The organism is Gluconacetobacter diazotrophicus PA1 5, assembly GCF_000067045.1.
GTDB lineage: Bacteria > Pseudomonadota > Alphaproteobacteria > Acetobacterales > Acetobacteraceae > Gluconacetobacter > Gluconacetobacter diazotrophicus.
Genome location: NC_010125.1, coordinates 804,453 through 825,480, shown reverse-complemented (window position 1 = coordinate 825,480; position 21,028 = coordinate 804,453). Strand labels below are relative to the sequence as shown.

18 protein-coding genes and 1 pseudogene are annotated in these 21,028 nt (G+C 68.0%); 8 read left to right on the top strand and 11 right to left on the bottom strand.

Annotated features, from left to right (window positions below):
• Positions 1-14: 14 nt before the first annotated feature.
• The 11 genes from pal to secA all read right to left on the bottom strand — a co-directional run bounded on the left by pal (position 15) and on the right by secA (position 10,687).
• On the bottom strand, positions 15-491 hold the full coding sequence (gene pal, locus GDI_RS03840; RefSeq protein WP_012223565.1) for a peptidoglycan-associated lipoprotein Pal: 477 nt from the start codon (positions 489-491) through the stop codon (positions 15-17).
• A gap of 245 nt (positions 492-736) precedes the next feature.
• The gene (tolB, locus tag GDI_RS03835) at positions 737-2,125 is read right to left on the bottom strand and encodes a Tol-Pal system beta propeller repeat protein TolB (protein ID WP_012223563.1); all 1,389 of its coding nucleotides are present in this window, start codon (positions 2,123-2,125) and stop codon (positions 737-739) included.
• 54 nt (positions 2,126-2,179) lie between these two features.
• The gene (locus GDI_RS03830) at positions 2,180-3,172 is read right to left on the bottom strand and encodes a hypothetical protein (protein WP_012223561.1); all 993 of its coding nucleotides are present in this window, start codon (positions 3,170-3,172) and stop codon (positions 2,180-2,182) included.
• A gap of 42 nt (positions 3,173-3,214) precedes the next feature.
• Positions 3,215-3,658 carry a protein TolR gene (tolR, locus tag GDI_RS03825; protein ID WP_012223559.1) on the bottom strand — a complete coding sequence of 148 codons (444 nt, stop codon included), beginning with the start codon at positions 3,656-3,658 and terminating at the stop codon, positions 3,215-3,217.
• Positions 3,659-3,661: 3 nt separating this feature from the next.
• Entirely contained in the window at positions 3,662-4,378 is a 717-nt protein-coding gene (gene tolQ / locus GDI_RS03820; protein WP_012223557.1) for a protein TolQ, read from the bottom strand.
• 170 nt (positions 4,379-4,548) lie between these two features.
• A complete protein-coding gene (locus GDI_RS03815) occupies positions 4,549-4,953 on the bottom strand; it encodes a YbgC/FadM family acyl-CoA thioesterase (protein WP_012223555.1) in 405 nt (134 codons plus the stop codon).
• Positions 4,950-5,996 (bottom strand): Holliday junction branch migration DNA helicase RuvB, encoded by a 1,047-nt coding sequence (ruvB, locus tag GDI_RS03810; protein ID WP_012223553.1) that lies wholly within the window; start codon positions 5,994-5,996, stop codon positions 4,950-4,952. Before ruvB ends, GDI_RS03815 begins: the two co-directional genes overlap by 4 nt.
• Entirely contained in the window at positions 5,993-6,595 is a 603-nt protein-coding gene (ruvA, locus tag GDI_RS03805) for a Holliday junction branch migration protein RuvA (RefSeq protein WP_012223551.1), read from the bottom strand. The genes ruvB and ruvA overlap by 4 nt, the downstream gene beginning before the upstream one ends.
• Positions 6,592-7,098 (bottom strand): crossover junction endodeoxyribonuclease RuvC, encoded by a 507-nt coding sequence (ruvC, locus tag GDI_RS03800; protein WP_012223549.1) that lies wholly within the window; start codon positions 7,096-7,098, stop codon positions 6,592-6,594. The genes ruvA and ruvC overlap by 4 nt, the downstream gene beginning before the upstream one ends.
• Before the next feature lie 26 nt (positions 7,099-7,124).
• Positions 7,125-7,874, bottom strand: a complete 750-nt coding sequence (locus tag GDI_RS03795; protein ID WP_012553648.1) for a YebC/PmpR family DNA-binding transcriptional regulator — start codon at positions 7,872-7,874, stop codon at positions 7,125-7,127.
• A gap of 62 nt (positions 7,875-7,936) precedes the next feature.
• The gene (gene secA, locus GDI_RS03790; protein ID WP_012223545.1) at positions 7,937-10,687 is read right to left on the bottom strand and encodes a preprotein translocase subunit SecA; all 2,751 of its coding nucleotides are present in this window, start codon (positions 10,685-10,687) and stop codon (positions 7,937-7,939) included.
• A gap of 244 nt (positions 10,688-10,931) precedes the next feature.
• Between secA and GDI_RS03785 the strand changes: the two genes are divergently transcribed.
• The 8 genes and pseudogenes from GDI_RS03785 (at position 10,932) to GDI_RS03750 (ending at position 21,018) form a co-directional block, all read left to right on the top strand.
• Positions 10,932-12,275, top strand: coding sequence for an IS1182-like element ISGdi13 family transposase (locus GDI_RS03785; protein ID WP_012223140.1), 1,344 nt, complete (start codon positions 10,932-10,934; stop codon positions 12,273-12,275).
• Between the two features lie 69 nt (positions 12,276-12,344).
• The gene (locus GDI_RS03780) at positions 12,345-13,271 is read left to right on the top strand and encodes a peptidylprolyl isomerase (RefSeq protein ID WP_012223543.1); all 927 of its coding nucleotides are present in this window, start codon (positions 12,345-12,347) and stop codon (positions 13,269-13,271) included.
• A gap of 95 nt (positions 13,272-13,366) precedes the next feature.
• Positions 13,367-14,599: a bifunctional glutamate N-acetyltransferase/amino-acid acetyltransferase ArgJ gene (gene argJ / locus GDI_RS03775; protein ID WP_012223541.1), complete on the top strand. Its 1,233-nt coding sequence runs from the start codon at positions 13,367-13,369 to the stop codon at positions 14,597-14,599.
• 25 nt (positions 14,600-14,624) lie between these two features.
• Entirely contained in the window at positions 14,625-15,233 is a 609-nt protein-coding gene (locus tag GDI_RS03770; RefSeq protein WP_012223539.1) for an RDD family protein, read from the top strand.
• 116 nt (positions 15,234-15,349) lie between these two features.
• Positions 15,350-17,869, top strand: a pseudogene (locus tag GDI_RS03765) (mechanosensitive ion channel domain-containing protein).
• On the top strand, positions 17,866-18,603 hold the full coding sequence (locus GDI_RS03760) for a 2OG-Fe dioxygenase family protein (RefSeq protein ID WP_012223525.1): 738 nt from the start codon (positions 17,866-17,868) through the stop codon (positions 18,601-18,603). Before GDI_RS03765 ends, GDI_RS03760 begins: the two are co-directional and overlap by 4 nt.
• Positions 18,603-19,979, top strand: coding sequence for an MBOAT family O-acyltransferase (locus GDI_RS03755; RefSeq protein ID WP_012223522.1), 1,377 nt, complete (start codon positions 18,603-18,605; stop codon positions 19,977-19,979). Before GDI_RS03760 ends, GDI_RS03755 begins: the two co-directional genes overlap by 1 nt.
• On the top strand, positions 19,954-21,018 hold the full coding sequence (locus GDI_RS03750) for a hypothetical protein (protein ID WP_012553654.1): 1,065 nt from the start codon (positions 19,954-19,956) through the stop codon (positions 21,016-21,018). The genes GDI_RS03755 and GDI_RS03750 overlap by 26 nt, the downstream gene beginning before the upstream one ends.
• The last annotated feature ends 10 nt before the right edge of the window (positions 21,019-21,028 follow it).

Here is a 21,028-nt window from a genome sequence, read left to right as displayed (position 1 = left end):
TCCGATCGATACGATCAGCGGACCGAGGTGATCGCGTTGCGGTTCTGGGCCCACGACTGCTCGTCGTCACCCGTCGCCGTCGGACGATCCTTGCCGTAGGAGATCGTGGTGATGCGCGAAGCAGCCACGCCCTTGGCGACCAGGTAGTCACGCGCCGCGTTGGCGCGACGCTCGCCCAGGGCGATGTTGTATTCTTCGGTGCCACGGTCATCGCAGTTGCCCGCGACCTGGATCGTGACCTGCGGATACTTGGCAAGCCAGGCGGCCTGACGGTCGAGCGTCGCCTGGGCGTCGCTGGACAGGTTGTTCTTGTTCAGCTCGAAGAACACGCGGTCGCCGACATTGGCGACCAGGTCGGCTTCGCTGCCCGGGGTGACGCCGGTGCTCTGCGCGGCGGCGCCGGTTCCGGTCGTGGCGCCCTTTTCGTTCTCACCCGAGCACGCCGCCAGAAGAACGGCCATGCCAAGCGCACCAAGAAGCTTCAGTCTCATTATTTTAGATCCTGAGATCGGTTCCCGCGTGGAACCATATGATTAAGTTGCCGGGTAAAGGTCCGGTCCCGACACTCGTTTTGTTCCGCCAACAACCCAGAGGCAGAACGTTGCGAACACTGGAGACCACTTGCCGGTTAGCGCCAGACGCGACGAAGCGTCAAGATGCCCGGAACACATGTCCGATATCTTGTTTCAGTATTGACCGGAAAAGCACAGTAACGCGCTTCCCCGGTCTTTAAATCTTAACCGTTCAGCGGCGACCAGGCCGGGTCGGACGCGCCGCCGGCCGGAATCGCGCGTTCGTGGAAGCCGGTGATATCGACGGTGCTGATGCCCGAGGAAAACCCTGCCCCGCCGGCCCCCGCCGCCGTCTGGCGGCAGAAGGCGATCACCCGTCCGTTCGGGCAGAAGGTGGGGCTTTCGACGGTGAAGCCCTGGGTCATGATCCGCTCGCCCGTGCCGTCGGGGGCCATCACGCCCAGCGAGAAGCTGCCGTTGGCGATCCGGGTGAAGGCGATCAAATCCCCGCGCGGTGACCAGACCGGCGAGCCGTACACGCCGTTGCCGTACGAAATACGCCGCGCGTCGCCGCCGCCCGCGCTCATGATATAAAGCTGCGGCGAACCGCCCCGGTCCGAGTTGAAGACGATCTGCGACCCGTCCGGGCTGTAGCACGGGCTGGTATCGATGGCGCCGGAACTGGTGATCTGCCGCTTGGCCCGCGTGACCAGGTCCACGCTATAGATGTCCGACCCCGCGCCGCGCGTGGCCGACAGGATGACCGCCCGCCCGTCCGGCGCGAAACGCGGCGCGAACGAGATCCCTTCGAAATCGCCCAGCAACTGCTGCCGGCCCGTCGCCAGGTTGAGCATGTACACGCGCGGGCGGTTGTTGGCGTACGACATGAACGCCAGTTGGTCGCTGGTCGGGCTGAAGCGCGGGGTCAGGGTCAGCCATTGGCCCCCCGACAGGTAATGGCTGTTGGCGCCGTCCTGGTCCATGATCGCCAGCCGCGTCGTCTGGTGCTCGCGCGGACCGGACCGCGCGATATAGGCAATGCGGGTGTTGAAATAGCCCTTTTCGCCCAGCAGCCGTTCATAGATCACATCGGCGATGATGTGCGCGATCTTGCGCGCGTCGCCGGCGCCCGCCGTATAGGCCGTGCCCTGGATCTGCTGGCCGGTCAGCACGTCCCACAGGCGGAATTCGACGCGCAGGCCGCCACCGCCGGTCGTCGCCGAACCGCTGACCAGCGCGCGGGCGCCCAGCGACTTGTATGTTCCGAAATCCGGCACCCCCACGGGCAGCGACCCGCTGATCGGGGAGAACAGGCCGCAATTCCCCAGGTCGCCCGAGATCACGCTGCTGACCAGCGCGCCCGCGTCGCCGCCCAGCGCCGGAATGACGATGGGAATCGGCGCCGTGCGGGCCTGGTCCACCGTGATTTCGGCGGCACCCGGGCCCGCCGCGGGCGCGCCCTGCGCAAGGGCCGACAGCGGCGCGGCCAGGATGCCGGCCGCGATGCCGCCGCCCGTTCCCAGCAGCATGCGGCGGCCGAGATGGGTCGCCAGCAGCGATGCATCGGTATCGGAAATCCAGGGGGAAGTCGGCGGAAGGTCACAGGGACGCATGGTCTTCTCCTCGAACGCACCGCCCGTGCATGGGCTGCGGCAGGTTGTGCTGCTTCATGGGCGGAAAACGAATTTGAGCTGCCGCGTTTGCCCCAGCATCGCCTTGGGCAGCGGCAATTGCGCGCAGGTGGGGCTGAGCACCGCCGCGCGGGCCCGTTCCGCCAGCGCGCGATAGGACGAATCGGCGTCCATGCGCGCCTGGGTTTCCGGCGCGAACTGGACGATGCGGGCCATGCCCGTGGCATCCACCGTCACCACCAGATGGGCGACGAAGGTGGCGTAATCCCGCGCCGCCGTATCTTCGGTATAGCAGCGGCGCACGGCATTTCCGATCGCGCGCTGGTCGGCCGCGTTCAGCGCGCTGGTGATGTCACCGTCCGGCGCGCCGCCGCCGTTGGGTGCGCCGCCCTGCAGCGGGTTGGCGCGCGCCTTGGGCGGATGGGTCTGCTTCTGGTCCGCGCGGAACGCATCCAGCGTCGCCAGCAGCGAGTGCGTGTCAGGCACCGCCTTCTTCGTCTCGTTCGGCTGGGTGACGTGCGAGAATTGCTGCATCTTGGGCAGCGCGTTGGGTTCGGGCTGCGGCGTCGGCGGCGAGGCCGCGCGCGAGGGCACCGGCGGCGCCGGCGGGGTCGGCGGCGCCTGGACGGCGTCGGGCGACGGTTCCTCGACCTTCGGCGGCACCTGCGTGTCCGGAAGTTCGACCGGCGGGGTTTCCGGCGGCGGCGGCATGGGCGGCGGCGGAGGGGGCGGCGGCGGCGGTTCCTCGGTCGGCGCCTGGACCGGCGGCGTCGGGGCCGGGGGGGCCTCCTGCGGCACGGGGGCCGGCGCGGGCGCGGGCTTGGGGGCCGGCTTTTCGGCCTTGTGCGGGGTGCCGCCGCTGTCCGAACTGGTGAATTCCATCTCGATCGTCGGCGGGGGCGGCGGTTCGGTGGGCACCGGAATGGGCAGCCCCAGCAGCACTGCCAGCAGCAGCGCCATATGCGCGGCCCCCGACACGACGATCGATCGCCGCATCAGGATACGTTCGGAACGGCGCGGCTGAACCACGACGAGGATGCTCCTAGCCGATGACGATCAAGGGGGGCGCGATCAGGGCGCGCCGCCGCCGGACGGCGGCTGCTGGGCCAGGAGGGCGACGTGGGTGAAGCCGCCCGCCGTGATCCGGCCCATCACTTCCATCACGCGGCCGTAATCGATGTGGGAATCGCCACGGACGAAGATCCGGTGCGCGGGGTCGTTCTGCGCCGCCGCGCGCAACTGGTCCACGAGTTGGTCGGACGAGACCGGGTTGTCACCCAGGTACAGCGCGCCGTCCGAGCGGATGGACACGGTGATCGGCTTGGTGTCGGCATTGACCGGCGCCGCGTCGGTTTTCGGCAGGTCGACATTCACGCCGCTGGTCATCATCGGCGCCGTCACCATGAAGATGATGAGCAGCACCAGCATGACGTCCACCAGGGGGGTGACGTTGATGTCCGACATGGGACGCCGGCGCCCGCGGCGCCCACCCCCTCCACCGAGCGAAACGCCCATGATTCAGCCCCTTTCCTCGGACTGGCGAGAGAGGATGGCGGCGAATTCGGTCCCGAACGCCGCCATGCGGTCCTCGAACAGAGACAGGCTGTTGTTGATGACGTTATAGGCGATCACCGCCGGGATGGCGGTCACAAGGCCGATGGCGGTGGCGAACAGGGCCTCGGAAATGCCGGGGGCGACCACGGCGAGGTTGGTGTTGTGCATCGCGGCGATGGCCCCGAAGGCGTGCATGATGCCCCACACCGTGCCGAACAGGCCGATGAACGGCGCGACCGGGCCGATCGTGGCCAGGAAGATCATCCAGCGGCCCAGGCGCTCCATCTCCCGCGTGATCGTGATGTTCATGGCGCGATCGACGCGTTCCTGCACGCCGCCGCGCGCCAGGTCCACGCCCGAGATCCGCGACGAGCGGCGCCATTCGCCCATGGCGGCGCCGAAGACCGCCGCCAGCGGGTGAACGGGCTTCGCCCCGTCGGTCTCATACAGGTCGTCCAGGCTGCCGCCCGACCAGAACTTGTCCTCGAAGACGCCGGCCTGCCGGTTGACGCGCCGCAGGGTGACGATCTTGTCGAAAATGATGCCCCACACCACCACGCTGCTGAATACCAGCCCGATCATCACCAGCTTGACGACGATCGCCGCATGGAGAAACAAACTCCACAGCGACAGACCCGACGCTGCCGCGCCCAGGTTAGCCGCGTTAACCGCTTGGTCCAAAAACGCCTCCTGCACCTTCTGCCCGTCGCCGCGCGATCGCGATCCCGACCGCCGAGTCGGGGGCAGTCTGACACTGCACTCCAGTGCGTTCCTTATAGGTTTCCGCGGGAAAGCAGAAGCACCCCAGCCGCAGGACACACCCATCGAAACAAGAAATTACCGACCGGCCTTCAATCCACGAGTCCAGTCAGAAGATCACGCCATAAAGGCGGAAATCGGGCGGCCCGGCCATCGGCCGCGCGCACGCAGGCCAGGCGGACATCCAGCGCCGCGCACAGCGTCTGCCCCAGCAGGAAGGTCTGTTCCAGCCGGCAACTGGCCGAGCCCAGTTCGGTCAGGCGCGTGGTCACCGTCACGACGTCGTCCAGTCGCAGCGGAGAGCGGTAGTCGATGCTGGCGTTGCGCACCACGAAGGCGAGGCCGAAATCGTCCAGCAGCGCGGACACCGGCTGGCCCAGGCCGCGAATCGCCTCGGTCCGCGCGCGCTCGGCCAGGCCGAGATACCGGGCGTGGTAGACCACGCCGCCGGCGTCCGTATCTTCGTAATAAATGCGGAAAGGAATGTTGTGCCTCACCCGTCGTCCCCCTGCAGCAGGTCGCCCTGGCCCGTCTGCCGTGGCGGGGGGGCAAGCCCCAGATGCCGCCAGCCCCGCTCGCCCAGCGTGCGTCCCCGGCTGGTACGCAGGACCAGCCCCTCCTGGATCAGGTAGGGTTCGACCACGTCTTCCAGCGTGTCTCGCGCCTCGGCCAGGGCGGCGGCCAGGGTTTCCACCCCCACCGGGCCGCCGTGATGATGTTCGGCGATGCGGCGCAGATAGCGCCGGTCCATCCCGTCCAGCCCCAGCGAATCGACTTCCAGCCGCGACAGGGCGGCGTCGGCCATCGCGCGGTCCACCGGGCCGCCACGGGTGACCGAGGCGAAGTCGCGCACCCGCCGCAGCAGGCGCCCGGCGATGCGCGGCGTGCCGCGCGACCGGCGGGCGATTTCCTCGGCCCCTTCCGGCGTCAGGTCGAATTCCAGCTTCCGCGCCCCGCGCGAGACGATCTGGCGCAGTTCGTCGGGGGTGTAGAACACCAGCCGCAGCGGAATGCCGAACCGGTCGCGCAGCGGGGTGGCCAGCAGCCCGGCCCGCGTGGTCGCGGCCACCAGGGTGAAGGGCGAGAGGTCGATGCGCACCGAGCGCGCCGCCGGCCCCTCGCCGATGATCAGGTCGAGCTGGAAATCCTCCATCGCCGGATACAGCACTTCCTCGATCGCCGGCTGCAGGCGGTGGATTTCGTCGATGAACAGCACGTCACGGGGCTGCAGGTTGGTCAGGATGGCCGCCAGGTCGCCCGCGCGCTGGATCACGGGGCCCGAGGTCGCACGAAAGCCGACCCCCAGTTCCCGCGCCACGATCTGCGCCAGCGTGGTCTTGCCCAGCCCCGGCGGGCCGTGCAGCAGCACGTGGTCCATCGCCTCGCCCCGCTGGCGGGCGGCGGCGATGAAGATGGCCAGGTTCTCGCGGCTGGCCTTCTGGCCCGTGAAATCGTCCAGGGTCTGCGGCCGCAGCCCGGCTTCGGCAGCATCTTCCGCATTGCGGGCGGGATCGACCTCGCGGAGGGGGATTTCGGTCATCGGGCAAGTTCCCGCAGGCTTTCGCGGATCACGACATCCAGGTCCGCCTTGCCGTCCAGGCGCGCCAGGATGCGCCCCACCACCGGCTGGGCCTCGGCCCGGCGGAAGCCCAGGCCCGCCAGCGCCAGCAGGGCATCGGCTTCCACCCCGCCCGAGGCCGGGGGGGCCGCGATCGTCACGCCCGGCCCGGCGGGCATGCGCCCGGCCTTGTCGCGCAGTTCGGTCAGGATGCGCTCGGCCAGCCGCGCGCCGACACCCGACACCCGGGTCAGGCTGGCCTTGTCCGCCGCCGCGATCACCCCGGCCAGGTCGCCCGGCGACAGGGCGGAGAGAATGGCCAGCGCGACCTTCGCCCCCACCCCCTGGACCGTCGTCAGCAGGCGGAACCAGTCGCGCTCCGCGGCTTCCGCAAAGCCGTAGAGCAGGAAGGCATCCTCGCGCACCACGGTCTCGACCAGGACGCGGGTCACATCGGGCGGACGGGGCAGCGCCGAGAGCGTGCGGGTGGAGGCATGGACCAGATAGCCGACGCCGCCGACATCGACCACGCAGCGGTCGGATTCCATCTGCCCCACCAGCCCGGTCAGGTGCGCGATCATGCCATGCGGGTCCCGGCCGACACCCGCAGGGCGCTGGCCCGGTGATGGGCATGGCAGATCGCCACCGCCAGCGCATCGGACGCGTCCGCCCGGCGGATCGTCGCCCCGGGCAGCAGACGGCGCACCATCATTTCCACCTGATCCTTGCTGGCGGCGCCGGTGCCGACCACCGCCCGCTTCACCGCCATGGCACCGTATTCCGAAACCGCGATTCCGGCCAGCGCCGGCACCAGCAGCGCCACCCCGCGCGCATAGCCGAGCTTCAGCGTCGAGGCCCCGTTGCGGTTGACGTACGTCTCCTCCACCGCGGCCTCGCGCGGGCCGTACCGGCGCACGAGGTCCAGCAGGGAATCGTGCAGGCAGCGCAGCCGCTCCGGCACGGGCGCGTCACCGTCCGTGGCGATCACGCCGTCCGCGACATGGCACAGCCGGTTGCCGTCCACATCGACCAGCCCCCAGCCGGTGAAGCGCAGGCCCGGATCGATGCCCAGCAGCCGGACCATCCGTCCATTCGGCCCCGTGGCGGGCGTCAGGCGGACAGCCTCTCGGCCACGTCGTCGGGCAGGTCGAAATTGGCGTAGACCGCCTGGACGTCGTCATGTTCGTCCAGCACGTCGATCAGCTTCAGCACGCCGCGCGCCTTGTCCTCGTCCAGGGTCACGACGGTGCCGGGGCGCCAGTCGAACTTCGCGCTGGACGGTTCGCCGAAGCGGGTTTCCAGCGCGTCGCGCACGGCGAAGAACGATTCCACGGGGCATGTGACCTCGTGCCCCTCGTCCGTGCTTTCGACGTTTTCGGCGCCGGCTTCGATCGCCGCTTCCAGCATCTCGTCCTCGGTGGCGACCGCGGCCGGATAGGTGATGACGCCCAGGCGGGTGAACATGAAGGACACCGAATTGGTCTCGCCCAGCGACCCGCCATGCTTCGAGAACGCGGCGCGGACATCCGAGGCCGTGCGGTTGCGGTTGTCGGTCAGGGCTTCGACGATCACGGCGACGCCGGCCGGGCCGTAGCCCTCGTACCGGACCTCGGCATAATCGTCACCGCCGCCGGCGCCGGTCGCCTTCTTGATCGCGCGCTCGACCGTGTCCTTGGGCATGTTGACTTCGCGGGCCGCGGAAATGGCGGCGCGCAGGCGGGGATTGGATGCCGGGTCGGGCATGCCGGACCGCGCGGCGACGGTGATTTCGCGAATCACCTTGGCGAACTGCCGGGCGCGGCGCGCGTCCTGCGCGCCCTTGCGATGCATGATGTTCTTGAACTGGGAATGACCCGCCATGGCTCGTCTCTACTGAAGTGTATGCAAAATCTTCTTTTTTCGGGAGAAAACGGGCCTCCCGATCAACCCATCCGCCCGTGACAGTGCTTGTATTTCTTGCCCGACCCGCAGGGGCACAGCGCATTGCGCGGCGTTTCGCCCCAGCTTGACGGGTCGTCGGGCATGATCGCCGACGCGCCGATCGGGGTCGCGACGGCGATGTCGGCCGTCGCGGCGCCATAGGACCCGACCGGCTGCGTCATCAGGCCGGGCGCGGGTTCGGAGGCAAGGCCGGGGACATGAGGGTCGGCATGCAGTTCGGCCACGCCGGCAAAGGGATTGTCCAGCACCGGGGGCGCGACCTCGACCCGCGACATGGTCGAGGTCACGCGCAGGCGCAGGGCGTCCAGCATCGCGGTGAAAAGCTGGAAGGCCTCGTGCTTGAATTCGTTCAGCGGGTCCTTCTGGCCGTAGGCGCGCAGGCCGATGCCCTGGCGCATCTGGTCCAGCGCCAGCAGATGTTCCTTCCACACCGAATCGAAGGTGGTCAGCAGCACCTGCTTTTCGATGTAGCGCATGACCGACGGGCCGAAATTGGCCGCCTTGGCGGCCTGGGCCTGCAGGGCGGCCTGTTCCAGGCGTTCGGTCACCGCGTGGCCGTCCACCCCGTCCTCGCGCGCCCAGTCGGCAATGGGAAGGTCCAGCCCCAGGATACCGCGTGCGTCCTCGGCCAGCTCCGCGCTCTGCCATTGCTCGGCGAACGAGCGTTCGGGGATGCGGCGGGCGACCATGTCGTGGATGATGTCCGTCCGCATGTCCTGGACCGTCGCCGCCAGGTCGTCCGCCGCCATGTATTCCCGGCGCTGGGCATAGACCTCCTTGCGCTGGTCGTTCATGACGTCGTCATATTTCAGCGTGTTCTTGCGCATGTCGAAGTTGCGGGCCTCGACCTTCTTCTGCGCGCGCTCCAGGGCCTTGTTGATCCAGGGATGGACGATCGCCTCGCCCTCCTTCAGGCCCAGGCGCTGCAGCATTCCGCCCATGCGCTCGGTCCCGAAGATGCGCATCAGGTCGTCTTCGAGCGAGATGAAGAAGCGCGAACTGCCCGGGTCGCCCTGGCGCCCGGCGCGGCCGCGCAACTGGTTGTCGATGCGGCGGCTTTCATGCCGTTCGGTGCCGATGACGTACAGGCCGCCGGCCTTGGTGACGATGTCATGGTATTCGGCGACCTGGGCGCGGATTTCGGCCTCGCGCCGCGCATGTTCCTCGGGGTCCTCGATTTCCGCCAGTTCCTGGCGGATGCGCATTTCCACATTGCCGCCCAGCTTGATGTCGGTGCCGCGCCCGGCCATGTTGGTGGCGATGGTGATCGCGCCCGGCGCGCCGGCCTGGGCCACGATCGTGGCCTCCATCTCGTGGAAGCGGGCGTTCAGGACATTGTGGCGGATGCCCCGCTTGGTCAGCAGTTCCGACAGATATTCGCTCTTCTCGATCGAGGTCGTGCCGACCAGGACCGGCTGCGGGGTCTTGGCGATGTCCTCGATCAGCGTGCTGACGGCCTCGTATTTCTCGCGCGCCGTCAGGTAGACCTCGTCATCGTCGTCCTTGCGTGCCACCGGCAGGTTGGTCGGGATTTCGACCACGTCCAGCTTGTAGATCTCGGCGAACTCGTCGGCCTCGGTCATCGCGGTGCCGGTCATGCCCGACAGCTTGGGATAGAGGCGGAAATAATTCTGGAAGGTGATCGAGGCCAGCGTCTGGTTTTCCTGCTGGATCTCGACATGCTCCTTGGCTTCCAGCGCCTGGTGCAGGCCGTCGGAATAGCGGCGCCCGTCCATCATGCGGCCGGTGAATTCGTCGATGATGACGACCTTGCCGCCGCGCACGATGTAATCCACGTCCCGCGCGAACAGCGTGTGGGCGCGCAGCGACTGCTGGACGTGGTGGATCACCGCGATGTTGTGGATATCGTACAGCCCGCCCTCGATCAGCACGCCGGCCTCGCGCAGCATGGCCTCGACCTGCTCGGCGCCCGCGTCGGTCAGGATCACCGAGCGGAATTTCTCGTCCTTCTCGAACGCCTCGGGCGTCTTGACCAGTTCGTGGATGACCGTATCGACCGAACGGTACAGGTCGGAACTGTCCTCGGCCGGGCCGGAGATGATCAGCGGCGTCCGGGCCTCGTCGATCAGGATCGAATCGACCTCGTCCACGATGGCGTGGTGGAAGGGCCGCTGCACCATGTCCTCGATCCGGTACTTCATGTTATCGCGCAGATAATCGAAGCCGAATTCGTTGTTGGTGCCGTAGGTGATGTCCGCCTGGTAGGCCGCCCGCCGCTCGTCGTCGGGCATGTTGGGCACGATCACCCCGGTGGTCAGGCCCAGGAAGGCGTAGAGCTTGCCCATTTCCTCGGCATCGCGGCGGGCCAGGTAGTCGTTGACCGTGACCACGTGGACGCCGCGGCCGGACAGGGCGCTGAGATAGACCGCCAGCGTCGCGACCAGGGTCTTGCCCTCGCCGGTGCGCATCTCGGCGATGCGGCCGGCATGCAGGACCATGCCGCCGATCAGCTGCACGTCGAAATGGCGCATGCCCAGGACGCGCCGGGCGGCCTCCCGCGCCACGGCGAACGCTTCGGGCAGCAGGGCGTCCAGCGTCGTGCCGGCGGCGACGCGCTGGCGGAATTCCACCGTTTTCGCCGCGAGTGCCGCGTCGTCCAGCGCCCGGACCTGCGGCTCCAGCGCGTTGATCTCGGGCACGCGGCGCTGAAAGGCCTTGAGCGAGCGATCGTTGGCGGTTCCAAACAGGGCACGGGCAAGACTGGCGAACATGTAGACCTTCCGGGATGGCGCGGCTCCCCCCGCCGGACCCCCGGACGGGCTGGAACTGTAGGAATGGCATTCTCGCGCGGCATCTGAGATAGGACCCGCGCCGTCACCGGTCAACCGAAGCCGGCCCGATGAGGCTGTCTTGCAGGAGCGGACGGGCTCGGCCATGATGCGTCGGACGCTTTATAATCTAGCAGGCTGTCGGGTTGGGGTACCTGGCTCTGGCGATCTGCGGTAAGCTTTCAGGATGAGCAGCTTCATTCCGTTTGATCGATCGCAGCCGTATCTTCTGCCGCCGGATCTGAAGTCATGGCTGCCGTCGGACGATGTGGCGCATTTCATCGTGGCGGCGGTAGAGCGGGTGCCGTTGAGGGCATTTTCCGTTCCTGTGCGGACTGGCGGCAAGGCGCAGTATCATCCGCGCCTGATGCTGGCGCTGCTGATTTACGCCTATGCGAACGGCGTGTTCTCATCGCGTCGGATCGAACGGGCGACATATCGTGATATCGGTATGCGCTTTGTGGCGGCGAACCTGCATCCTGACCATGACACGATCGCGACGTTCCGGCGCGGCAACCGCACGGCGATCGAGGCAGCGTTCATGCATGTACTCCTGCTGGCACGCGAGACGGGACTGGTGCGGCTTGGCACGGTGTCGATCGACGGCACGAAGATCGATGCCAATGCCTCGAAATACCGTTCCATTCGTTATGATCGCGCGAAAGAGCTGCGCGAGAAACTGGCCACCGATATCTCCACCCTGATGGAACGGGCAGAGGCGGCGGATACAACCGATGTGGATCATCAGGCGTTGCCGGAGGAACTGGCCCGGCGGGAGGCTCTGAAGGCAAAGCTGGATGAAGCCTGTGCGCGACTGGAGGCGGAAGCCCGCGAGCAGGCCAAGACCGCCCGACCAGAATATGAGCGCAAGAAGGCAGCTTTTGATGCGAAGCGGGGACGGCGCGGTCGGCCGCCGAAAGAACCGGACGATGAACCGCCACCAGACCGGCAGATCAACCTGACCGATCCGGACAGCAAGCTGATGCGCCGCTCCGACGCGCATGAATACCGGCAAGCCTACAATGCCCAGGCCGTGGTTTGTGCCGAGGGCAGCCAGTTGATCTTGGAAAATGGCGTCGTTGCGACGACGGCGGACGCGCCCAGCTTCGCCGCCACCATCCTGGGTATGGAGGAGAGGATCGGCCTGCCACGAACCGTCCTCGCCGACACGGGTTTCGCCAGCGGCAAAGCCGTCGAAACGTTGCAGGCCAGCGGCGTGGACCCGCTGGTCGCCATCGGACGCCCTGTGAATCGGCGCCCTTATGACTTCCGGCCAGAACCGCCACCCAGGGAGCCGCGCCGGATCACCGAGCCCTGGCGCCTGGAAATGAAGGCCAGGCTGCAACAGAACCCGGCAAAAGCCCTTTACGCCTTACGCAAGCAGACCGTCGAACCGGTCTTCGGTATCATCAAGAGCGCCATGGGCTTCACCCGTTTCCATCTCCGTGGCCTCCCCAACGTCGCAACAGAATGGACGCTCGTCGCCCTCGCATATAATTGCCGTAGGATCACGCGACTGACGGCCGCATAAACGCCGTCGTCGCCATCACTCATCACTACGGCAGCGCCCAATCCGACAGCCTGCTAGGGTATTCAACATATGCGGCCTTCCAGCCCGGCAGCCTCCTTTCTGGCGGCGGCCCTGCTCGTCCCTGCGCTTTCCGTCACTCAAGCCCATGCCGCAGCACCCGCGGCGTCCGCCGCCCCCGCCGCGGCACCGGCCGCGCCGGCCAATCCGAATCCTCTCGTCGCCAGCGTGAATGGCGAGGATATCCACCTGAACGACGTGCGGCAGGCCGCGGCGAACATGCCCGCGCAACTGCGCCAGCTTCCGCCGAACATGATCTTCCCGATGCTGCTGAACCAGTTGATCGACCAGAAGGCGATCCAGGCGGCCGCCACGCATGCGGGCCTGGACAAGCAGCCCGACGTGCAGCAGCAGATGCATGCCGCCGCGATGAACGCGCTGCAGAACGCCTATCTGTCGCAGCAGGTCACGCCGACGCTGACCGATGCCGCCGTGCAGGCCTATTACACGCAGCATTACGCCAACAAGAAGCCCGAGGCCGAAATCCACGCCCGCCACATCCTGGTCGCGACCGAGGCCGAGGCGAAGGACGTGATCAAGCAGCTGAAGGCCGGCGCCGATTTCGGGGCCCTGGCCACCAAGCTGTCGACCGACAAGGCGTCGGCCAAGCAGAATGGCGGCGACCTGGGCTGGTTCAAGAAGGGCGACATGCTGCCCGCGTTCTCGGACGCCGCGTTCGCGATGAAGCCCCACACGTTCAGCCAGACGCCGGTCCACACCCAATATGGCTGGCACGTCATCGAAGTGCTGGACACCCGGACCGCCGACGTGCCCAAACTGGACGCGGTGCGTGACGAGATCCGCCAGAAGCTGATCCAGCAGGGCGTTCGCGATGCGGTCGAAAAGGCCGTGGCCGGTGTGAAGGTCGTCCGCTACGACCCCAGCGGCAAGCCGGTTCCCGCCACGCCGGCCCCGGCCCCCGCAGCCGCGGCCAAATAAGGGCGGGCACCCGGCGCGCCCCCCGACCCCGGCCTGGTCCCCATCCAGGGGGCGGGCCGGTTTCCCGATCATGCGGAAGCAAGAAGGCCGAACCGATGGCAACCCTTCCCGTATCCCCCCTGGCCCGTACGATGCCTGACCTGCCGGCCCTGGCCGGCGTGCGCTTCGGCGCGGCGGCGGCCGGCATCCGCTATACGGGACGGACCGACCTGGTCATGGCCGAATTCGTGCCCGGCACCACGGTCGCCGGCGTGTTCACCCGCAGCAAATGCCCCGGCGCGCCCGTGGACTGGTGCCGCGCGGCCCTGCCGGAGGGACTGGCGCGCGCGCTGGTGGTCAATGCGGGCAATGCCAACGTGTTCACCGGCCGTGCCGGGTTCGAGGCGACGCAGGCCAACGCGGCCGATGCCGCCCGCCTGGTCGGCTGCCCGGCCAGTCATGTCTTCCTGGCCTCGACCGGCGTGATCGGCGAGATCCTGCCCTACAAGAAGATTTCCACCGCCCTGCCCGGCCTGTACGCCACCCTGTCCGAAACCGGCTGGGCGGATGCCGCGCGCGGCATCATGACCACCGACACCTTCCCCAAGGCGGCGGTGCGTGAAACGACGATCGGCGACACGCCGGTCCGTATCCAGGGCATCGCCAAGGGCAGCGGCATGGTGGCGCCCGACATGGCGACCATGCTGTGCTTCATCGCCACCGACGCGGCCCTGCCGCCGTCGGTCCTGCAACCGCTGCTGTCGGCGGGCACGGCGCGCAGCTTCAACCGCACGACGGTCGATTCCGATACCTCGACCTCGGACATGGTGCTGCTGTTCGCGACCGGGCAGGCCGGCAATGCGCCCGTCCAGTCCGAATCCGACCCGGCGCTGTCGGCATTCGCCGAGGCGCTGGACAGCCTGCTGCTGGAACTGGCGCTGCTGGTGGTGCGCGACGGCGAGGGCGCGACCAAACTGATCCGTATCCAGGTCACCGGGGCCGCCAGTGACGAATCGGCGCAGCGCGTGTCGATGGCCGTGGCCAATTCGCCGCTGGTCAAGACCGCGATCGCCGGCCAGGACGCGAACTGGGGCCGCATCGTCATGGCGGTGGGCAAGAGCGGCGAGCCCGCGAATCGCGACACGCTGTCGATCGGGATCGGCGGCGTGTGGATCGCCCGCAACGGCACCGTGGTGGCGGGTTATGACGAGACCCCGGTCGTGGCCCACATGAAGGGGCAGGAGATCGACATCGACATCGACCTGGGCCTGGGGAACGGCACCGGCACGGCCTGGAGCTGCGACCTGACCCACGGTTATATCGACATCAACGGTTCCTATCGCAGCTAAGACGCCATCGCACGGAGACCGACCCATGTCCGACCTGCCGCCTGGCACCAACCCGTTCGGCAGCCTTCGGCCACATTTCGTCTGGGTCTATGCGGGGTTCTGGTTCCGGGTCCTGGCCTGGTGGATCGATGCGTTCATCCTGACCATGCTGGGCTGGGTCACCCGGCTGCTGTTTGCGCCCAGCCTGTCGGTCACGCTGATGAACAGCGGGCCAGGGACGGGCAAATACCAGATTTCCGACATCGTGCAGGCCAGTTACGTGCCGGCCGACTATGCCTACTCCTACACCACGATCCAGCCGGTATGGCATTGGCATGGGCACGGATTCTACGAGATCGCGCAGTTCGTGCTGCCGGCGCTGTATTATATCCTGTTCGAATCCTCGCCGCTGCAGGCCACGCCGGGCAAGCGGGCCTGCCATATGCGCGTGACCGACCTGATGGGCCGACGGATCGGCATCGGGCGTGCGGCGGCCCGGTTCTTCGGCCATTTCCTGTCCTTCATGCTGATGGGGCTGGGATACCTGATGGTGCTGTGGACCCGGCGCAAGCAGGCGCTGCACGACCTGCTGGCCGGCACCTGCGTCATCCGCCGGCAGGAGGAGGCCCTGGTCAGCTTCGCGCCGCCCGCCTGAAGGCCGTTTTCCCCCGCGCGCATGACCCGGGGTGTCCCCGGGACCGTCCCCGGGGTATCGTCACGCTTCGCCGTCCGCCGTGGGCCGTGCGGAGCAGCAGGAGGTATCGAACAGGCATGCCGGTTTTTTCCGTCCGTCGCGATCCGCGGCGGGGCCTATCCTATGTGGCGATTCTGGTCCTGGCGCTGCTGGCCGGGGCAACGCCCGCGATCCGGCCGGCCCAGGCGGCCGACGCCGCGCCGGCCACCCAATCCTCCGCCCAGGCCCCCATGACCGCCGATCAGGCGCAGCAGGTCCTGGGGGTACTGAACGATCCGCACAAGCGCGAGGAGTTCACCCGCACCCTGACGGCCATCGCCAGGGGCCTGCCCCAGGCAGCCCCGGTTCCGGCCCGGGCTTCGGCGCCTGCCGCCGCACCCGCGCCGGCCGCGGGCAATGCGGACGTGGCGCTGGAGCCCAACAGCCTGGGCAGCGACGTCATGTCCGAACTGGCGGGCGTGCGCGACGTGACGCTGCACCAGGCGCGTGAATTCATCGGCCTGTTTTCCGACCTGGTCTTCGTCGGGCACTGGATCCATTCCGAACTGTCCAGCCCGCAATCGCGCCAGACCCTGTTCGACGCGTTCGGACGCGCCGGGCTGATCTTCATCCTGGCGCTGGCGGCCGAGCGGGGCCTGGCCATCGCGCTGCGCCGGCCGCTGAGCGCCGTGACCGCCCGCGCCGTCGAAGCCGAGCGGCAACTGAATCGCAGCGCGGAGCAGGAAACGGCGGAAGCCGCCATGCCGGCCCCGGAGACGGAGGCCGAGCAGGCGGTCCAGGACACCCGCCGGCAGGACGTCCGCAAGCAGGTCGAAACGCTGCGCATCATCCGCCGCATTCCGTATTCGCTGCTGCATCTGCTGACACAAGCTGCTGCCCGTGGCCCTGTTCCTGGGGATCGGCTACGCCGGGGCGGCGTTCGTCGGCGACGGCGAGGTCACGGAACTGGTCACGCTGACCCTGACCAACGCCTATGTCGCGGCGCGGGCAGATGTATCTGGTGGTCGAGATGGATCATGGTGCCGAAATCGCCGACCATCCGGCTGTGCGGGGCATCGGACCGGACGGCGCGGATCGTGACGCGCTGGTGGAACGTGCTGGTGGCCGTGCCGTCCATCGTCGTCTGCCTGTCGTCGCTGGGCGCGCTGTTCCACCTGGCCCCGCGCGGGACCGAGGCCCTGATCCGCGCCATCGTGCTGGCCGAGCACGTGATGATCGCGGTGTTCATCTGGCGCATCCGCAAGCCCGTCGCCATGGCCATGCAGCCGCCGGCCCGCTTCCGGGGCCGCTCGTTCTGGAGCTTCGTCGGCCATCTGGCGCATTTCTGGTGGCTGCCGGCGATGGTGTTCGACCTGGCGCTGTGGCTGGTCTGGGCGATGCATGTGCGCGGTGGATACACGTGGATCTGGCGCACCACGATCCTGACCATCGTCGTCATCCTGCTGTCGCGCGTGCTGTCGCTGCTGGCGTTCGGCCTGCAGAACAGGGTCTTTCATGTCAGCGACGAGTTCGAGGCCCGCTATCCCGGGCTGCAGGCGCGGGCGGATTATTATTATCCCTATGCGCGGCGCGGGCTGTCGATCCTGCTGGTCTTCGCCACCCTGGTCATCCTGCTGCAGGCGTGGGGCATCCCGGCGGTCGCCTTCTTCCTGTACGGCGCGCTGGGCACGCAGATCATGACGGCGCTGGTGTCGATCATCATCGCCTTCACCATCGCGATCGCGGTGTGGGAAATCGCGAATGCCGCGTTGCAGAACCAGATCGCCCGCTACGAGACCACCGAGCAGGCATCCCGCGCCATCCGGCTGCGCACGGTGCTGCCGATCATCCGCACCGTGCTGCTCAGCGTCATCATCATCATCGTCGCGGTCACGACCCTGTCGCAGATCGGCCTGAACGTGGCGCCGCTGCTGACCGGCGCGGGTATCATGGGCGCCGCCATCGCCTTCGGGTCGCAAAGCCTGGTGAAGGATTTCATCACCGGATTCTTCATGCTGGTGGAAAACGCCATGCAGGTCGGCGACTGGGTCACGGCGGGCGGCATTTCGGGCACGGTCGAGCATCTGTCGATCCGCACGCTGCGCCTGCGCACCACGTCGGGCGACGTGCATATCATTCCGTTCTCGTCCGTGACCTCGATCGCCAACACGTCGCGCGACTATAACGTCGTGGTCGTGACCTTCATGCTGGATCTGAGCGAGGACCCCGACCGGGTCGCCGCCATCCTGGCCGACGTGGTGGCCGGCATGCGGGCCGACCCGCAGTTCGCACCCATGATCCTGACGGATTTCGCCTTCCTGGGCGTGGAGAAGGCCGACGGCGACGGGGCGAAGCTGGTGGGATCGTTCCGCACCACGGCGGGCAACAAATGGAAGGTGTCGCGCGAATATTATCGGCGCCTGGGGCTGCGCATGGTCGCGGAAGGGGTGAAATTCCCCAGCCCCACCGCCATTTCCCTGCTGGGCAACACCGGCGGAGCGCCGTTGCGCATCCAGATGGTGACGCCCCCGGCGGCGGCGAACAGCAATACCCAGCCCCCGACCGACGCTCCGCCGCGCGTCCCGGGGGGCGTTCCTCATCCGGACACATCGCAATGACCGACGATCACACACCGGCCGGCCTGACCGGCCTTGAGGAACCCCTGCGGACCGACGGCTTCGCCTTCCTGCGCGCGGCCACGACCCGGGCGATGCTGGAGCCGTACGGCCTGGCGGACTGGGCGGGGTTCGCCGAAAGCTGGAACCGGCTGGGCCTGGACCGCTACATGGCCGACGGCGGCCGCTACCGCCGGCGGCGGCACGCCACCTACGCGATGTCCGGCCAGGGCGTCGAACGCAAGAAGCACCAGCCCCATTACCAGAGCCGCGACTACAACGAACTGAATGGCGGCATCGAACGCTGGTTCCGCCCCATCGAAACCGCCGTGGGCGCCCATCCCGCGCTGATGGCCGTGCTGCGGCTGCTGCACCGGGTGGTCACGGACCTGACGCCCCCGGCCGGCCGGCCCGACGCCTGGCATGTCGAGATCCATCAGTTCCGCATCGAGGCCCGCGCCGACGAACCGGGCGAACCCACGCCCGAGGGGCTGCATCGCGACGGGGTGGACTGGGTCTTCGTGCTGATGGTCCGGCGCGAGAACGTGGCCAGCGGCGAGACCTCGATCCACGACCTGCACCGGCGCCCGCTGGGGCATTTCATGCTGGCCGAACCGCTGGATGCCGCCCTGGTGGACGATAACCGCGTCTATCACGGCGTCACGCCCGTACGTCCGATCGACCCGGCGCGGCCGGCCTATCGCGACGTCCTGGTCGTGACCATACGCCACCAGTAATGCTGTTCAGCAGCCAGGGCTTCCTGCTCGGTTTCCTGCCGGCGACGCTGGTGCTGTTCCACCTGTGCGCCCGCCATCGCATCGCCCGCCAGTCGGTTCTGGTGGGGGCGTCGCTGCTGTTCTACGGGTTCTGGAACTGGCGGTTCGTGCCGGCGCTGGTGGCCCTGACGCTGGTCAACTGGGGCCTGGGCCGCGCATGGGCGGCAAGCGGCCGGCGCCTGTGGCCGATCACAGGAATCGTGCTGAACCTGCTGGTGCTGGGCTTTTTCAAATACGCGAATTTCCTGGCCGACAGCGTGGCGCGGGTCGCGGGCTGGCATCACCAGGCCTGGGCGATCATGCTGCCGCTGGGCATATCGTTCTTCACCTTCCAGAAGATCGCCTATCACGCCGACCTGCTGCGCGGCGGCCGCCCGGTTCGCAGCATGCTGGATTTCCTGGAATTCGTGACCTTCTTCCCGCAACTGATCGCCGGCCCCATCGTCCGCCATAGCGAGATCGTGCCCCAGTTCGAGCGCGATCCCCACGGTCCCGACCTGTGGGAAAACCTGTCGCGCGGCGCCATCCTGCTGCTGCTGGGCCTGGCGAAGAAGGTGGAACTGGCGGACACGCTGGGCGGGATCTGCAACCCGCTGTTCGACCAGGCCGCCCAGGGCATGCCCCTGAACATGGCGCAGGGCTGGATCGCCGCCCTGTCCTATACGCTGGAAATCTTCTTCGATTTCTCGGGCTATTCGGACATGGCGATCGGCATGGCGCTGCTGTTCGGGCTGCGGCTGCCGTTCAATTTCGACGTCCCCTATCGCGCCGCCAGCATCCGCGCGTTCTGGCGCCGCTGGCACATGACGCTGTCCCGGTTCCTGCGTGACTACCTCTATATTCCGCTGGGCGGCAACCGGCACGGGTCGGGGCGGCAGATCGCCAACCTGGTCGCGACCATGACGCTGGGCGGGCTGTGGCACGGGGCCGGCTGGACGTTCGTCGCCTGGGGCGCGCTGCACGGGGCGGCCCTGTCGGTCAACCATGTCTGGACGCGCCTGGGGTTGCGCCTGCCCGGCGTGGCGGGATGGGCGGTGACGATGCTGACCGTCATCGTCGGATGGGTCGTGTTCCGCGCGCCGGATTTCCCGACCGCGGCGCGGATGCTGCGCGCGATGGCAGGCCTGAACGGGGTGGGACGCGCCTGGATGCACGAGGCACCGGTCTTCTGGATCGCGATCCTGGTCGCGCTGGTCGGCCCGTCCTCGCAGGACGCGGCATTGCGGATGCTGCGCCCCACGCCATTGCTCGCCGTGCCCGCCGGGGTCGCGTTCGTGCTTCTGCTGCTGCTGATCGGGGGGCGGATACCCGATGCCTTCATCTATTTCCAGTTCTGACCCGAAATCCGGCGCGGGGCCGGCGGCCTGGCGCCGCTTCGCCGTCCTCTTCGCCGCGACCGCGGCGGGCGTGGGGGCGGCGGTGTACCTGTTCGTCGCCATCGTCGATCCGTGGGACATGCTGCCGCTGTCACCGCGCTGGCACCGGGTCCCGATTTCCATCAATGCGCGCTACACCATGCCGGCCCTGGCCGTCAGCGCGCGGTTCGATTCCGCCATGGTCGGGACATCGACCGGCCGCCTGCTGCAACCCGCCATCATGGATGCGCCGTTCGACGCACGCTTCGCCAACCTGGCGATGAGCAGCGCCTCGCCCTGGGAGCAGGATCGCCTGCTGCGCCTGTTCCTGCGCCATCATGCGGCGCCCCGCTTCGTGCTGATCGACATCGATGCCGCCTGGTGCTTCGCCGCGCCGCGGAACCTGTCCACCGGCAACCGGCCCGCGCCGGACTGGATGTATGTCGGATCGCCCTGGCGGGGATACGCGGACATCATGAGCCTGTACGCGGTGCAGGAAGCCGCGAACCAGTTCATGTGGCTGACCGGGCGCAAGCGCCAGCGCTTCGGCACGGACGGTTATACCACCTTCCTGCCACCCGACAGCCGCTACGATCCAAGGTGGGTCGCGGCGCAGTTCCGCAAGGAGATCTTCGATACCAGCATGGCACGCGGGCCCGCGGCCCCGCCGGTGTCGATGCCGATGCTGGCCGGCCTGGTCGCCGCCATCCCGGCCGGCACCACCACGATCCTGTGGTTTCCCCCCACGGACAAGGAAAGACAGGGCGCCCCGGGCAGCACCGTCGCCGCGACCCGCGCCGCCTGCCGTGCCGCCGTCACCGCGATCGCCCGGGCCGCGCCGCGCACCATGGTGGTCGATTTCGATATTCCCGGCCCGGTCACCGGAACGCGCGACAATTTCTGGGATTCGATCCATTACCGGCAGTCCGTCGCCCGTCTGGTGATGGACGATCTGGCCGCCATCCATTCGGGGCGCGCCATCCCGCCGGAACACGGTCGGGTCCTGGTGCCGCTGCACTGAACGGGGCGCA